Origin of the sequence: Pseudomonas sp. PDM16 (assembly GCF_014851865.1) — a bacterium.
GTDB lineage: Bacteria > Pseudomonadota > Gammaproteobacteria > Pseudomonadales > Pseudomonadaceae > Aquipseudomonas.
In genome coordinates this window covers 569229-584349 of record NZ_JACVAM010000002.1, presented here as the reverse complement: position 1 = coordinate 584349, position 15121 = coordinate 569229, and the positions used below count along the sequence as shown (strand labels likewise).

The window sequence follows — 15121 nt, the reverse complement described above, 5'->3', positions numbered from 1 at the left end:
CCCGCATGCCTCCTTGCGAGCCTTTCGACTTAAGACAGCCGTGGCTCATTGTCCGGCGAGATCGCGACTGGCGACCTCACCGAGAATTCTTTCCATTACCTGCTCGATGCTCAGCTCGGTGGAATCCAGCTGGATGGCGTCGACCGCTGGCTTCAACGGCGCCACCGCGCGTTGCATATCACGCTCGTCGCGAGCACGAATCTCGTCTAGCAGACTCGGCAGGCTAACACCTTCGACCTTGCCTTTCAACTGCAGGTAGCGGCGACGCGCGCGCTCCTCGGCGCTGGCGGTCAGGTAGATCTTCAACGGCGCGTCCGGAAACACCACGGTACCCATGTCACGGCCGTCGGCCACCAGGCCCGGCGCCTCAAGGAAAGCGCGCTGGCGCTGCAGCAGCGCCTCGCGCACGGCGGGCAGCGAGGCAACCATGGAGGCGCCGGCACCAACCTGCTCGTTGCGAATCGCGTCGGTCACTTCGTCGCCTTCGAGGATGATGCGCTTGTCGACGAACTGCACGTCCAGGTGGGCGGCCAGGGTCTTCAGCGCTTCCTCGTTGGTCAGGTCGATGCCGTGGTTGCCGGCAGCGAAGGCCAGCAGACGGTAGAGGGCGCCAGAGTCCAGCAGATTCCAGCCCAGCTTGGCAGCCAGCAGGCCGGCGATGGTGCCCTTGCCCGAGCCGCTCGGCCCGTCGATGGTGATGACTACGGCGCTCACTTGCCCTCCTCCGCCACGCGGATGCCGACCTGCGTGGCCAGACCGAGGAAGTTGGGGAAGGAAGTGGCGACGTTAGCGCAATCGTGAATGCGAATGGCGCCGCTGGCGCGCAGAGAGGCGACGCTGAAGGACATGGCGATACGGTGGTCACCGTGACTCCACACCTCACCACCGCCGAAGGCGCCGCCTTCGATGATGATGCCGTCCGGCGTCGGCTCGGCCTTGACGCCCAGAGCAATCAGGCCGTCGGCCATGACCTGGATGCGATCGGATTCCTTGACGCGCAGCTCTTCGGCGCCACGCAGCACGGTACGCCCTTCGGCGCAGGCGGCGGCGACGAACAGTACCGGGAACTCATCGATGGCCAGCGGCACCAGGTCCTCTGGGATATCGATGCCCTTGAGCTTGGCGGCGCGCACGCGGATATCCGCAACAGGCTCACCACCGACTTCGCGCTGGTTTTCCAGCGTGAGGTCGGCGCCCATCAGCTTGAGGATGTCGATCACGCCGGTGCGGGTCGGGTTGATGCCGACGTGCTCCAGCACCAGCTCGGAGCCCTCGGCGATGCTGGCAGCGACCAGGAAGAAGGCAGCCGAGGAAATGTCCGCCGGCACTTCGATATGAGTGGCGCCGAGCTTGTGACCGGATTCGACGGTAGCGATGTTGCCGTCCACGGTCACCGGATAACCGAAGCCACGCAGCATGCGTTCGGTGTGGTCGCGGGTCGGCGCCGGCTCGGTCACCGAGGTCTCGCCAGCGGCGTACAGGCCAGCCAGCAGCAGGCAGGACTTCACCTGAGCACTGGCCATCGGCATCTCGTAGCTCATGCCGGTCAGACGCTGACCGCCTTTTATGTGCATCGGCGGGCGACCTTCCGGACCGGTCTCGATCACCGCACCCATCTCACGCAGCGGCTTGGCCACACGATTCATCGGACGCTTGGACAGCGAGGCGTCGCCGGTCAGCACGGTATCGAACGGCTGCGCAGCCAGCAGGCCGGAGAGCAGACGCATGGAGGTACCAGAGTTGCCCAGATACAGCGGACCGGGCGGCGGCTTGAGACCATTCAGACCCACGCCGTGGATGGTCACCTTGCCGTGGTGCGGACCTTCGATCACCACTCCCATGTCACGGAAGGCCTGCAGGGTAGCCAAGGCATCCTCGCCCTCGAGGAAGCCCTCCACCTGAGTGGTGCCCTCGGCCAGCGAGCCGAGCATGATCGAGCGGTGCGAGATGGACTTGTCGCCCGGCACGCGGATGCGGCCGGAGACGGAGCCACCGGGATTGGCGAGGTAGATCAGATCATTCGAGTGCATGGCGTCCACATAGGCCCTGCGGGCCAGGATTTTGCTGAAATGCTCGCGGGCATGCCGAGCGCGAGTGAACACGCCCAACAACTGATGCCCGTCCCCAGCGTCGACCGCGCCGCGCAAGGCGTCGAGGTCGTCGCGAAATGCGTCGAGAGTGCGCAACACGGCCTCGCGGTTGGCGAGGAAGATGTCGTGCCACATCACCGGGTCACTGCCGGCAATCCGCGTGAAGTCGCGGAAGCCGCCAGCGGCGTAACGGAAGATATCCAGATTCTCGCTGCGCTTGGCGAGCGAATCGACCAGGGTAAAGGCAAGCAGGTGCGGCAGATGACTGGTAGCGGCCAGCACCTGATCGTGGTGCTCCACCTCCATGTGCTCCACATCCGCGCCCAGGGCGCGCCACAGACCGTCGATCAGCGTCAGCGCCTCGGCATCAGTGGAAGCCTGCGGCGTGAGAATCACCTTATGGCGACGGAACAGCTCTGTGTTGGAGGCCTCCACCCCGCTCTGCTCGGAGCCTGCAATGGGGTGACCCGGGACGAAGCGCGATACCTTACCGTCGAAGGCCAGGCGCGCCGCGCGCACCACATTACCCTTGGCGCTACCCACATCGGTGAGCACGGCGTTGCCCAGATCGAGCGCAGCCAGCTGGGCCAGCACCTTCTCCATGGCCAGAATAGGCACCGCCAACTGGATCACCGCGGCGCCCTGACAGGCGGCCGCCAGCTCGCTCTCGCAGCGGTCGACCACTCCCAGTTCCACGGCCAGGCGACGCGACTCGGCGTCCAGGTCCACGCCCACCACCTCATCGAACAGCCCCTTCTCGCGCATACCTTTGGCGAAGGAGCCACCGATCAGACCGAGACCCACCACCACCAGGCGGCCGAGTCTGCGCGAAGCTTGTTGCAGCGGCATTGCATCAACCACGGAGCACTTGCTCCAGCGCTTCTAGGAAGCGGCTGTTCTCCGCCTCGGTACCGATGGACACGCGCAGAAAGGTCGGCATGCCGTAGCCGGCCACCGGACGCACGATCACCCCGGCGCGCAGCAGCGCCTGGTTGATCGGCGCGGCATCGTGACCGAAGTCGACGGCAATGAAGTTGCCCTTGGAGGCAATCCAGCTCAACCCCAAGCGTCGGAAGCCATCCTCCAGCTGCGCCATGCCGGCATCGTTGGTGCGGCGACTGGCCGCCAGATAGTCGGCATCGTCAAGCGCCGCGCAGGCGGCGGCCAGCGCCAGGCTGTTGACGTTGAACGGCGCGCGCACGCGATTGAGCGTATCGGCCACCTGCGGCGAACTCAGCGCATAGCCGACGCGCAACGAGGCCAGGCCATAGGCCTTGGAGAAGGTCCGCGAGACCAGCAGATTCGGATAGCGCGACAGGTAATCGAGGCCATCCGGCAGCTCGTCACCTTCGGCGTACTCGATATAGGCCTCGTCCAGCACTACCAGCACGTTTTCCGGCACGCGAGCGAGGAAGGACTCCAGCGCAGCCGGGCCAAACCAGGTACCGGTCGGGTTGTTCGGGTTGGCGATGAATACCACGCGAGTGTTGGCGTCGATGGCCGCCAGCATGGCTTCCAGGTCGTGCCCATAATCCTTGGCCGGTACCGCCTTGCCCTGGGCGCCGACCGCCTGGGTGGCAATCGGATAAACGGCGAAGGCGTACTGGCTGAAAACGGCATTCAGCCCCGGCGCTAGCCAGGCGCGCGCGACCAGATCGAGGATATCGTTGGAGCCGTTGCCCAGGGTTACCTGGGCCACAGTCACGCCACAACGCGCGGCCAGCCTGGACTTCAGCTCGAAACCGTTGCCGTCCGGGTAGCGGGTCAGCTCGGCCAGTTCGGCGCGGATCGCCTCCAGCGACTTGGGCGACGGGCCCAGCGGGTTCTCGTTGCTGGCCAGTTTGACGATGCCGGCAGGGTCGAGATTCAGCTCGCGGGCCAGTTCATCGACCGGCTTGCCCGGCACGTAGGGCGAGAGTTTCTGCACGCCCGGCACGGCCAGGGCGAGGAAGTCGCAGCTCATGAGCTCTCCTCAGACAATCACGCGGCTCAAAGAACCGCTTTCGGGTAGGAACCCAGCACTTTCAGGGCGACGGCTTCGCCGTTGATCTTTTCCAGCACGTCCTTGATCAGCGGATCCTGGTGGTGCCCCATGAAGTCGATGAAGAACACATAGGTCCACTTGCCGCTGCGCGACGGACGGGTCTCGATACGGGTCAGGTCGATGCCATTGGTGTGGAACGGCACCAATAGCTCGTGCAGGGCACCTGGCTTGTTGCGCATGGAGACGATGACCGAAGTCTTGTCGTCGCCGGTCGGCGGCACTTCCTGGCTGCCGATGATGAGGAAGCGCGTGGAGTTGTCCGGACGGTCCTCGATCTTTTCCTGCAGCTTAGTCAGGCCATAGAGATTGGCTGCCATGTCGCCGGCGATCGCCGCCGAGTTCCACTCGCTCTTCACCCGCTTGGCAGCGTCGGCATTGCTGGAAACCGCCACGCGCTCGACGTTCGGGTAGTGCGCATCCAGCCACTTGCGGCACTGGGCCAGGGATTGGGCATGGGAATAGATACGGGTGATCTTGTCGGTCTTAGTGGTCTCGCCGACCAGCAGGTGGTGGTGGATACGCAGCTCCACCTCACCGCAGATGACCATGTCGTGCTCAAGGAAGCTGTCCAGGGTGTGATTGACCGCACCCTCGGTGGAGTTTTCCACCGGCACCACGCCGAAGTTGACCGCGCCGGCGGCCACTTCGCGGAACACCTCGTCGATCGCCGCCATCGGCTGGCTGATCACCGCATGACCAAAATGCTTGAGCGCCGCGGCCTGGGAGAAAGTACCTTCCGGCCCCAGGTAGGCGATCTTCAGCGGCTGCTCGAGGGCCAGGCAGGAGGACATGATCTCGCGGAACAGCCGCGCCATCTCCTCGTTGTCCAGCGGGCCCTTGTTCAGCTCCATGATGTGCTTGAGCACCCAGGCTTCGCGCTCGGGGCGGTAGAACACCGGCTTCTCGCCTTCGGGCAGGGAGGCCATCTTCACCCGGGCCACGTCCTGGGCGCAGCGCGCACGTTCGCTGATCAGCTCGAGGATCTTCTCGTCGAGGCTGTCGATGCGAACCCGCAGCGCCTTGAGCTGATCGGCGTCGCTCATCAGCCGTGCTCCTTCTCGAACTCGGCCATGTAGGTCGCCAGGGCCTCCACCGCATCCAGGCCGGTGGCGTTATAGATGGAGGCACGCATGCCGCCCACCGAACGGTGGCCTTTCAGGTTGAGCAGGCCGCGAGCGTCGGCGCCGGCCAGGAAGGCCTTGTCCAGCTTCTCGTCGGCCAGACGGAACGGCACGTTCATCCAGGAGCGGGCGCTCGGCTGGATCGGGTTGCTGTAGAAGTCGCTGGCGTCGATGGCCTTGTACAACAGGTCCTTCTTGGCCTTATTGCGCTGCTCCATCGCAGCGACACCGCCCTGCTCCTTGAGCCACTCGAAGACCAGGCCGGAGAGGTACCAGGAATAGGTCGCCGGAGTGTTGTACATGGAGCCGTTGTCGGCGGCGATCTTGTAGTTGAGCATGGTCGGGCAGACACTGCGGGCGCGCCCCAGCAAGTCTTCTCGGACGATGGCGACGACCAGGCCGCTCGGGCCGATGTTCTTCTGCGCGCCGGCGTAGATCAGGCCGAACTTGGACACGTCGACTTCGCGGGAGAGGATGTCCGAGGACATATCCACCACCAGCGGGGTATCGCCCACTTCGGGAATCCAGTCGAACTGCAGGCCGCCGATGGTTTCGTTGCTGGCGTAGTGCACGTAGGCGGCGTCTTTCGACAGTTGCCACTCGTTCTGCCCGGGAATGGCAAAGTAGTCGTAGCCCTTGGCGCTGGCGGCGACATTGACGTTGCCGTAGCGACGCGCTTCCTCGATGGCCTTCTTCGACCAGATGCCGGTCTCGATGTAGTCGGCGGTACCGTCTTCCGGCAGCAGGTTCAGCGGAATCTCGGCGAATTGCTGGCTGGCACCACCCTGCAGGAACAGCACCTTATAGTCCGCCGGAATGGCCATCAGATCACGCAGATCCTGCTCGGCCTTTTCGGCGATGGCCACGTACTCGTCGCTGCGGTGGCTCATCTCCATCACGGACAAGCCACGACCCTGCCAGTCAAGCATCTCAGCCTGGGCACGTTGCAGTACGGCGGTCGGCAGCGCGGCCGGGCCGGCGCAGAAGTTATGGGCGCGTTTGCTCACTTCGACTCTCTCACTCTTCGCTGTTGCCGGTCTCCGCGCCTTCTTCGGCCACGGTTACCGCTTCTTCGTTCGTATCAAAGGCTTCGCCTTCCAGCGCTTCCGACTCGTCCTCGTCGCCGCCGGATGGCTCCTGCACACGCTCCAGGCCGACCAAGGTCTCGTCGTCGGCCAGCTTGATCAGGATCACACCCTGGGTGTTACGGCCCGCACCGCGAACCTCATCGACACGGGTACGCACCAGGGTGCCCTGGTCGGAAATCAACATGATTTCCTCGCCATCCAGCACCTGCACGGCGCCGACCAGCTTGCCGTTACGCTCGTTGATCACCATGGCGATCACGCCCTGGCCACCACGGCCGCGACGCGGATAGTCGGCCAGCGGGGTGCGCTTGCCGTAACCACGCTCGGAGGCGGAGAGGATCTGTGCACCAGCTTCCGGGATCAGCATGGAGATGATGCGCTGCTCATCGGCCAGGCGCATGCCGCGCACGCCGCGAGCGATACGGCTCATGGTGCGCACCTTGCTTTCCTTGAAGCGAATCACCTTGCCAGCGTCGGAGAACATCATCACGTCCTTCGAGCCGTCAGTGATGGCGGCGGCGATCAGCGAGTCGCCCTCCTCCAGCTTCAGGGCGATCAGGCCGTTGGAGCGCGGCTTGGTGAACTGGATCAGCGGGGTCTTCTTCACCGTGCCGTAGGCAGTCGCCATAAAGATGTAGGCGCCGGTCGGCTCGTCCTGACTGAAGTCGGAGTCGTCGCCCTCTTCGGCTTCCTCCACTTCGACCACTTCAGCGACCTGCTCGGCAACCACGTCGTCGTCATCGTTCTCTTCGCCGGCGAAGCGGGCACGCACGGCTTCCAGGTCGATCTGCAGCATGGCGGTGATGCGCTCACCCTCGTCCAGCGGCAGCAGGTTGACCAGCGGACGACCACGCGCGGTACGCGAGGCTTCCGGAATCTCGAAGGTACGCAGCCAGTAGACCTTGCCCTTGCTGGAGAACAGCAGCAGGGTGGCGTGACTGTTGGCGACCAGCAGGTGCTCAATGTAGTCCTCGTCCTTCACTCCGGTAGCCGACTTACCCTTGCCGCCGCGACGCTGGGCCTGGTAGGCAGCCAGCGGCTGGGACTTGGCGTAGCCGCCGTGGGAGATGGTGACGACGCGCTCTTCCTCGGTGATCAGGTCAGCGATGGTCAGGTCGGTCTGCGAGGCCATGATCTCGGTACGACGGGCGTCGCCGAACTCGGCCTTGACCTTCTCCAGCTCCTCGCGAATGACTTCCATCAGGCGCTCGGGGCTGGTCAGGATGCGGATCAGCTCGCCGATCTGCGTGAGAATCTCCTGGTACTCGGACAGCAGCTTCTCGTGTTCCAGGCCAGTCAGGCGATGCAGACGCAGCTCGAGGATGGCCTGGGCCTGCTCAGGCGACAGGTAGTACTTGCCGTCACGCAGACCATACTGCGGATCCAGGTCTTCCGGACGGCAGGAGTCGGCACCGGCGCGCTCGACCATGGCTTCCACGGCGCTGGAAGCCCAAGCAGTGGCGATCAGGCGCTCCTTGGCATCGGCCGGAGTCGGCGAGGTTTTGATCAGCTCGATCACCGGATCGATGTTGGACAGGGCAACGGCCTGGCCTTCGAGGATGTGGCCACGCTCGCGGGCCTTGCGCAGCTCATAGACGGTCCGGCGGGTCACCACTTCGCGGCGGTGACGAACGAACACCTCGAGCATGTCCTTGAGGTTCAGCATGCGCGGCTGGCCGTCGACCAGGGCCACGACGTTGATGCCGAACACGCTCTGCATCTGGGTCTGGGCGTAGAGGTTGTTCAGCACCACCTCGCCGACTTCACCGCGACGCAGCTCGATGACTATGCGCATGCCGTCCTTGTCGGACTCGTCGCGCAGCTCGGTGATGCCTTCGATCTTCTTCTCTTTGACCAGCTCGGCGATCTTCTCGATCAGACGCGCCTTGTTCAGTTGGTACGGCAGTTCGGTGACGATGATCTGCTGGCGGCTGCCACCCCTCTCCATGTCCTCAATCGTCGCACGGGCACGCATGTAGATGCGGCCACGGCCGGTGCGGTAGGCCTCGATGATGCCGGCACGGCCGTTGATGATGCCCGCGGTCGGGAAGTCCGGACCTGGGATGTACTGCATCAGCTCGTCGACGGTCAGCTCGGGGTTGTCGATCAGCGCCAGGCAGCCGTCGATGACCTCGGTGAGGTTGTGCGGCGGGATGTTGGTCGCCATGCCCACGGCGATACCGCTGGAACCGTTGACCAGCAGGTTGGGGATCTTGGTCGGCATGACCGCCGGAATCTGCTCGGTGCCGTCGTAGTTGGGCACCCAGTCGACGGTTTCCTTGTCTAGGTCGGCCAGCAGCTCATGGGCCAGCTTGGCCATGCGCACTTCGGTGTATCGCATGGCCGCGGCGTTGTCGCCGTCCACCGAACCGAAGTTGCCCTGGCCGTCGACCAGCATGTAGCGCAGGGAGAAGGGCTGGGCCATACGCACGATGGTGTCGTAGACAGCCGTGTCGCCGTGCGGGTGGTACTTACCGATCACGTCACCGACCACACGGGCGGACTTCTTGTAGGCCTTGTTCCAGTCGTTGCCCAGCTCGCTCATGGCGTAGAGCACGCGACGGTGCACCGGCTTCAAGCCGTCACGCGCATCCGGCAGCGCACGCCCGACGATCACGCTCATGGCGTAGTCGAGATAGGACTGCTTCAGCTCGTCTTCGATATTGACCGGGAGGATTTCTTTGGCCAGTTCGCCCATGAGAAGCCTGGTTCCTTATTCTGGTGAAACCCCGTCACACCCTTCCTGGGCAAGACCGGAGTCCGCCGTAGTCGCCCCTGCTAGGCGGCGACTCACGACAAATCAACGAGTTAAGTCGGTTATTGGCACTATTGGAGCAGCCCGCGCGGGGCCACCCGAGAACTGCCGGAGCTTACCACAGTCACCCGTACAGACCTACCCCGCCAGGCAGCGCGACCACCGCCCTCAGTGCAGGCGTTTGCGGCACATGAGTTGCGCCATTTTCGCCGCATCAGGCCGCTCGACTATGCCCTTTTCGGTGATGATCGCGTCGATCAGGTCGGCCGGCGTCACGTCGAATACCGGGTTGATCGCATGCACGTCGGCGGCGATGCGCTGGCCGCCGACATCCAGCAACTCGCGACCGTCACGCTCCTCGATCGGGATGTCCTCGCCTTCCTCCAGGCTCATGTCGATGGTCGAGCTAGGCGCCACTACCATGAAGCGCACGCCATGGTGCATGGCGTTGACCGCCAGCTGGTAGGTGCCGATCTTGTTGGCCACATCGCCATTGGCGGTAATGCGGTCGGCGCCGACGATGACCCAGGTGATGCCCTCGGTCTTCATCAGGTGAGCAGCGGCGGAATCGACATTCAGACTGACCGGCACGCCCTCGCCCGCCAGCTCCCAGGCAGTCAGGCGCGAGCCCTGTAGCCAGGGCCGCGTCTCGTCGGCGTAGACCCGCTCGACCAGCCCGGCCAGGTGCGCGGCGCGGATCACTCCCAGCGCGGTACCGAAGCCGCCGGTGGCCAGGGCACCGGTATTGCAATGGGTGAGCAGCTTCTGCGGGCCGTCCTGATGCTTGCGGATCAGCTCCATGCCCAGTTGAGCCATGGTCAGGTTGGCCTCGCGGTCGCTGTCGAAGATGCCGATTGCCTCGGCCTCCAGCAGGGCCAGGGCATTTTCGCCATCCTTGAGGCGCTGCAGGCGCTCACGCATGCGATCCAGCGCCCAGAACAGGTTGACCGCGGTCGGCCGCGACTCGGCCAGCACCTTGAAATCTTCCTCCAGCGCCGCCCGCCAGTCGCCGCCAGCAGCCAGCCGCGCCCGCGCGCCCAGCAGCACGCCGAAGGCCGCGGCAATGCCGATGGCCGGCGCGCCGCGCACCACCATGCTGCGAATGGCCCCAGCCACCCCAGCAGCCGATTCGTAGGCCAGCCAGGTTTCCTCGCGCGGCAGTACGCGCTGGTCCAGCAGATACAACGTGCCTTCGCGCCACTCGATGGCTTTTACCTTCTCCGCCGCCAACAGTTTGTCGCGCATGACATCCCCACCAGGTGAAACGAAAAGCCGCGGATTATAGCGAGCCGCCCTAGACATGGCTCAGTTATACTGCCGCCACCTTTTTATTGCCCGGATAAATGCCATGCCCGAACCGCGCCAGCCGCTCGATCTGCTGCTCCTGCCCACTTGGCTGGTGCCAGTCGAACCCGCTGGCGTGGTACTCCGGGATCACGGCCTGGGCATTCGCGACGGTCGCATTGCCCTGATCGCGCCGCGTGCCGAGGCCCTGCGCCATCCGGCCACGGAAGTACGCGAGCTGCCGGACTGCGTACTTACTCCCGGCCTGGTCAACGCTCACGGCCACGCGGCCATGACCCTGTTCCGCGGCCTGGCCGACGATCTGCCGCTGATGAGTTGGCTGCAGGACCATATCTGGCCGGCAGAGGCCAAGTGGGTCGACGAGGAATTCGTCCGCGACGGCACCGAGCTGGCCATCGCCGAGCAAATCAAAGGCGGCATCAGTTGCTTCTCCGACATGTATTTCTTCCCGGAAGTGGCCTGCGAGCTGGTTCACAAGAGCGGCATACGCGCCCAGGTGACCATCCCGGTACTGGACTTCCCCACTCCCGGCGCCCGCGACGCCGAGGAAGCCCTGCGCAAGGGCCTGCGCCTGTTCGACGACCTCAAGCAGCATCCACGCATAAAGGTGGCTTTCGGCCCCCATGCGCCTTACTCGGTCAGCGACGACAAGCTAAAGAACGTGCTGATGCTGGCCGAGGAGCTGGACGCCGGCATCCACATGCACGTCCACGAGACCGCCTTCGAAGTGCAGCAGAGCCTGGAGCTGCATGGCATGCGCCCACTGCAGCGCCTGGCCGAACTGGGCCTGCTCGGCCCGCGCTTCCAGGCCGTGCACATGACCCAGATCAGCGACGAAGACATCGCCCTACTGGTAGAAAGTAACAGCAGCGTGATCCATTGCCCCGAGTCCAACCTCAAGCTGGCCAGCGGCTTCTGCCCGGTAGAGAAGCTCTGGCAGGCCGGGGTCAACGTCGCCATCGGCACCGACGGTGCCGCCAGCAACAACGACCTGGACCTGCTCAGCGAGACCCGCACCGCCGCCCTGCTGGCCAAGGCCGTGGCCGGCAGCGCCACCGCACTGAATGCTCACACCGCGCTGCGCATGGCCACCCTGAACGGCGCTCGCGCCCTGGGATTGGACGACGGCATCGGCTCGCTGGAACTGGGCAAGCTGGCCGACCTGGCCGCCTTCGACCTCTCCGGACTGGCCCAGCAACCGGTCTACGACCCGGTGTCGCAACTGATCTATGCCGGCGGCCGCAGCTGCGTGAAGCACCTCTGGGTCGGCGGCAAACAACTGCTCGACGACGGCCGCCTGACGCGCCTGGACGAGCAGCGCATCGTCGCCAACGCGCGCGCCTGGGGCGAGCGCATCGCCGCCAAACACTGAATTCGTTTTCGAGACTTTTTAAGAGCACGCCATGAGCAACGTCGACCACGCCGAAATCGCCAAATTCGAGGCCCTCGCCCACCGCTGGTGGGACCGTGAGAGCGAGTTCAAGCCGCTGCATGACATCAACCCTCTACGCGTCAACTGGATCGACGAGCGCGTCGGCCTGGCTGGCAAGAAGGTGCTGGATGTCGGCTGCGGCGGCGGCATCCTCAGTGAGTCCATGGCCCAGCGTGGCGCCAACGTCACCGGCATCGACATGGGTGAGGCGCCACTGGCCGTGGCCCAGCTGCACCAGCTGGAGTCCGGCGTGAACGTCGAGTACCGGCAGATCACCGCCGAAGCCCTGGCCGAGGAAATGCCCGGCCAGTTCGACCTGGTCACCTGCCTGGAGATGCTCGAGCACGTACCCGACCCGTCCTCGGTGATCCGCGCCTGCTACAAGATGGTCAAGCCCGGCGGCCAGGTGTTCTTCTCTACCATCAACCGCAACCCCAAGGCTTACCTGTTCGCCATCGTCGGCGCCGAGTACGTGATGCGCCTGCTACCGCGTGGCACCCACGACTTCAAGAAGTTCATCCGCCCCTCCGAGCTGGGCGCCTGGAGCCGCGCTGCCGGCCTGCAGGTCAAGGACATCATCGGCCTGACCTACAACCCGCTGACCAAGCACTACAAGCTGGAAGCGGATGTGGACGTCAACTACATGATCCAGACCCTGCGCGAGGAGTAAGGCGCATGGCCCTGCGAGCGGTTCTCTTCGACATGGACGGCACCCTGCTGGATACCGCGCCGGACTTCGTCGCCGTGTGCCAGGCCATGCGCGCCACCCGCGACCTGGCCCCGGTGGACGACCAACTGATCCGCGACGTGGTCTCCGGCGGCGCCCGCGCCATGGTCTCCGCCACCTTCGACCTGGAAGTCGGCGCCGAGGGCTTCGAGGCCCTGCGCCTGGAGTTCCTCGAACGCTACCAGCAACACTGCGCAGTACTCAGCAGGCCGTTCGACGGCATGCTCGAACTGCTCGGTGACATCGAGGCCTCGCGCCTGATCTGGGGCGTGGCCACCAACAAGCCGGTGATCTTCGCCGAGCCGATCATGCAGCAGCTGGCCCTGGCCGAACGTTCGGCCGTGCTGGTCTGCCCCGACCATGTCGAACGCAGCAAACCGGCGCCGGACATGCTCCTGCTGGCCTGCGAGAAGATCGGCATCGATCCCGCCGACGTCTTGTTCGTCGGCGACGACGCTCGCGACATCGAAGCCGGCCGCGCCGCCGGCTGCAAGACCGCTGCCGTCACCTACGGCTATATCCACCCCGACGACAATCCGCGCCACTGGGGCGCCGATGTAGTGGTGGACCATCCCCTGGAGCTGCGCGCCGTGCTCGACCGCGCCCTGTGCAGCTGCTGACCCTTTCACGCGACAACGAGATTCTGCCCATGTTCGACTACAGCGCCCGCCCCGACCTGCTCAAGGGTCGCGTGATCCTGATCACCGGTGCCGGCCGCGGCATCGGCGCCGCCGCCGCCAAGACCTACGCCGCCCATGGCGCCACCGTGCTGCTGCTGGGCAAGACCGAAGGCAACCTGAACCAGCTGTATGACGAGATCGAGGCCGCCGGCCATCCGCAGCCGGTGGTGATTCCGTTCAACCTGGAAACCGCCCTGCCGCACCAGTACGACGAACTGGCCGCCACCATCGAAGCCGAGTTCGGCCGCCTCGACGGCCTGCTGCACAACGCCGCCATCGTCGGTCCGCGCACGCCGCTGGAGCAGCTGTCCGGCGACAACTTCATGCGCGTCATGCAGATCAACGTCAACGCCATGTTCATGCTGACCAGCACCCTGCTGCCGCTGCTCAAGCTGTCGGATGACGCTTCGGTGGTGTTCACCTCCAGCAGCGTCGGCCGCAAAGGTCGCGCCTACTGGGGCGCCTATGGCGTGTCCAAGTTCGCCACCGAGGGCCTGATGCAGACCCTGGCCGACGAGGTCGATGGCGTGGCCAAGGTACGCTCCAACAGCATCAACCCCGGCGCCACTCGCACCGGCATGCGTGCCCAGGCCTACCCTGGCGAGAACCCGGCGAACAATCCGCTGCCGGAAGACATCATGCCGGTCTATCTGTACCTGATGGGCCCGGACAGTCAGGGCATCAATGGCAAGGCATTCGACGCTCAATAAGCCCTCTCGCGCAGCCGCCAGTTTTCCGACAGCAGCCAGCGCAGCGGCATCAGATTGCCAGCATCAGCGTCAACGTAGCGGCAATGGATTGCCGGAGAAACGCCTTAAAAAACACCTAACCAACTGAAACAAAAGCACTTTTATAAATTGGCACAGAATTCGCTCTACCTCTATCAACAAGGCGCTCAAGCGCCAGAGGTCGAGCAGCATGAATCCAACCCCACCTTCCAATACCGTCGATTTCGATGCCGCCAAACTGCAGCGCCTGGGCTATGCGAGCCGTGGCCAGCGCCTGCTCAAGCCAGTCAGCCTGGCCCAGTTGCGGCAACAGCTGAGCTTACAGCTGCAGACCTCCCTGGAAGTCGACCGCATCCTTGAGTTGTTCTTCCGCGAAGTACAGCGTCTGGTGCCGCTGAATGCCCTGAGCTACCAGCTGAGCGCCTGCGACCTGCGCCTGGAGTTGGGTGAGCGCGCCAATCATTCGGCCGCCTACCGCCTGAGCCACCAGGGCGAATACCTGGGCGAGTTGACCTTCCGCCGCAATCAGCGCTTCAGCGACGAGGAACTGGGCCAGCTTGAATCTCTCCTGGCCAGCCTGTTGTTCCCGCTGCGCAACGCCCTGCTCTACCGCGCCGCCTTGCAAAGCGCACTGCGCGACCCGCTGACCGACACCGGCAACCGCATCGCCATGAACCAGGCCATGCAGCGCGAAGTCGACCTGGCTCGTCGCAACATGCAGCCGCTGTCCGTTCTGATGGTCGACATCGACCACTTCAAGAACATCAACGACCGCTTCGGCCACGCCACTGGCGATGAAGTGCTGAAGGCCGTGGCTGGGGCCCTGAAGAACAGCCTGCGCAATATCGATATGGTATTCCGCTACGGTGGCGAAGAATTCCTCGTGCTGCTGGCCAACACCAGTCGCGAGGCCGCACAGATGGTTGGCGAGCGCTTGCGTCTGGCGGTGATGGGGCTGCAGTACCTAGAGGAAGGTCGCGCCCTGGAGCTGTCCGTCAGCCTTGGTTGCGCCACCATGTTGCCGGGCGAGTCCCCTGACAGCCTGCAGCGCAGGGCCGACAGTGCGCTGTACGTATCAAAGCGCGAAGGCCGCAATCGCCTGTCCATGGCCGGTTAGCAACGCTGGACAACAAAAAGGGGCTCCGCGGAGC

The 15121-nt window shown here is 64.6% G+C and carries 12 protein-coding genes; 5 read left to right on the top strand and 7 right to left on the bottom strand.

Features of this window, described 5'->3' with window-relative positions; genetic code table 11:
* Window positions 1-45 precede the first annotated feature (45 nt).
* The 7 genes from cmk to mtnA form a co-directional block, all read right to left on the bottom strand.
* On the bottom strand, window positions 46-714 hold the full coding sequence (gene cmk, locus IB234_RS09310; RefSeq protein WP_192316775.1) for a (d)CMP kinase: 669 nt from the start codon (window positions 712-714) through the stop codon (window positions 46-48).
* The gene (locus tag IB234_RS09305) at window positions 711-2939 is read right to left on the bottom strand and encodes a bifunctional prephenate dehydrogenase/3-phosphoshikimate 1-carboxyvinyltransferase (protein WP_225580459.1); all 2229 of its coding nucleotides are present in this window, start codon (window positions 2937-2939) and stop codon (window positions 711-713) included. Before IB234_RS09305 ends, cmk begins: the two co-directional genes overlap by 4 nt.
* A gap of 4 nt (window positions 2940-2943) precedes the next feature.
* Window positions 2944-4053 carry a histidinol-phosphate transaminase gene (gene hisC, locus IB234_RS09300; RefSeq protein ID WP_192316771.1) on the bottom strand — a complete coding sequence of 370 codons (1110 nt, stop codon included), beginning with the start codon at window positions 4051-4053 and terminating at the stop codon, window positions 2944-2946.
* A gap of 26 nt (window positions 4054-4079) precedes the next feature.
* Entirely contained in the window at window positions 4080-5177 is a 1098-nt protein-coding gene (pheA, locus tag IB234_RS09295; RefSeq protein ID WP_192316769.1) for a prephenate dehydratase, read from the bottom strand.
* Window positions 5177-6262: a 3-phosphoserine/phosphohydroxythreonine transaminase gene (serC, locus tag IB234_RS09290; protein WP_192316767.1), complete on the bottom strand. Its 1086-nt coding sequence runs from the start codon at window positions 6260-6262 to the stop codon at window positions 5177-5179. The genes pheA and serC overlap by 1 nt, the downstream gene beginning before the upstream one ends.
* Before the next feature lie 10 nt (window positions 6263-6272).
* Entirely contained in the window at window positions 6273-9041 is a 2769-nt protein-coding gene (gyrA, locus tag IB234_RS09285) for a DNA gyrase subunit A (protein ID WP_192316765.1), read from the bottom strand.
* A 225-nt stretch (window positions 9042-9266) separates the two neighbouring features.
* Complete coding sequence (mtnA, locus tag IB234_RS09280; protein WP_192316763.1) at window positions 9267-10343, bottom strand: S-methyl-5-thioribose-1-phosphate isomerase; 1077 nt, start codon at window positions 10341-10343, stop codon at window positions 9267-9269.
* Window positions 10344-10446: 103 nt separating this feature from the next.
* Between mtnA and IB234_RS09275 the strand changes: the two genes are divergently transcribed.
* The 5 genes from IB234_RS09275 to IB234_RS09255 all read left to right on the top strand — a co-directional run bounded on the left by IB234_RS09275 (window position 10447) and on the right by IB234_RS09255 (window position 15087).
* Entirely contained in the window at window positions 10447-11775 is a 1329-nt protein-coding gene (locus IB234_RS09275) for a TRZ/ATZ family hydrolase (RefSeq protein WP_192316761.1), read from the top strand.
* Window positions 11776-11806: 31 nt separating this feature from the next.
* Window positions 11807-12505 (top strand): bifunctional 2-polyprenyl-6-hydroxyphenol methylase/3-demethylubiquinol 3-O-methyltransferase UbiG, encoded by a 699-nt coding sequence (ubiG, locus tag IB234_RS09270; RefSeq protein WP_192316759.1) that lies wholly within the window; start codon window positions 11807-11809, stop codon window positions 12503-12505.
* Window positions 12506-12510: 5 nt separating this feature from the next.
* Complete coding sequence (gene mupP / locus IB234_RS09265; RefSeq protein ID WP_192316756.1) at window positions 12511-13182, top strand: N-acetylmuramic acid 6-phosphate phosphatase MupP; 672 nt, start codon at window positions 12511-12513, stop codon at window positions 13180-13182.
* Between the two features lie 29 nt (window positions 13183-13211).
* Window positions 13212-13952, top strand: coding sequence for a YciK family oxidoreductase (locus IB234_RS09260; RefSeq protein WP_192317783.1), 741 nt, complete (start codon window positions 13212-13214; stop codon window positions 13950-13952).
* A gap of 208 nt (window positions 13953-14160) precedes the next feature.
* Complete coding sequence (locus IB234_RS09255) at window positions 14161-15087, top strand: GGDEF domain-containing protein (RefSeq protein ID WP_192316754.1); 927 nt, start codon at window positions 14161-14163, stop codon at window positions 15085-15087.
* Window positions 15088-15121: the final 34 nt, after the last annotated feature.

Excerpts from the sequence above, each read along its gene's own strand:
- IB234_RS09305 (WP_225580459.1), bottom strand. The coding sequence starts at position 2,939 with ATGCCGCTGCAACAAGCTTCGCGCAGACTCGGCCGCCTGGTGGTGGTG.
- hisC (WP_192316771.1), bottom strand. The coding sequence starts at position 4,053 with ATGAGCTGCGACTTCCTCGCCCTGGCCGTGCCGGGCGTGCAGAAACTC.
- pheA (WP_192316769.1), bottom strand. The coding sequence starts at position 5,177 with ATGAGCGACGCCGATCAGCTCAAGGCGCTGCGGGTTCGCATCGACAGC.
- gyrA (WP_192316765.1), bottom strand. The coding sequence starts at position 9,041 with ATGGGCGAACTGGCCAAAGAAATCCTCCCGGTCAATATCGAAGACGAG.
- mtnA (WP_192316763.1), bottom strand. The coding sequence starts at position 10,343 with ATGCGCGACAAACTGTTGGCGGCGGAGAAGGTAAAAGCCATCGAGTGG.
- IB234_RS09275 (WP_192316761.1), top strand. The coding sequence starts at position 10,447 with ATGCCCGAACCGCGCCAGCCGCTCGATCTGCTGCTCCTGCCCACTTGG.
- ubiG (WP_192316759.1), top strand. The coding sequence starts at position 11,807 with ATGAGCAACGTCGACCACGCCGAAATCGCCAAATTCGAGGCCCTCGCC.
- mupP (WP_192316756.1), top strand. The coding sequence starts at position 12,511 with ATGGCCCTGCGAGCGGTTCTCTTCGACATGGACGGCACCCTGCTGGAT.
- IB234_RS09260 (WP_192317783.1), top strand. The coding sequence starts at position 13,212 with ATGTTCGACTACAGCGCCCGCCCCGACCTGCTCAAGGGTCGCGTGATC.
- IB234_RS09255 (WP_192316754.1), top strand. The coding sequence starts at position 14,161 with ATGAATCCAACCCCACCTTCCAATACCGTCGATTTCGATGCCGCCAAA.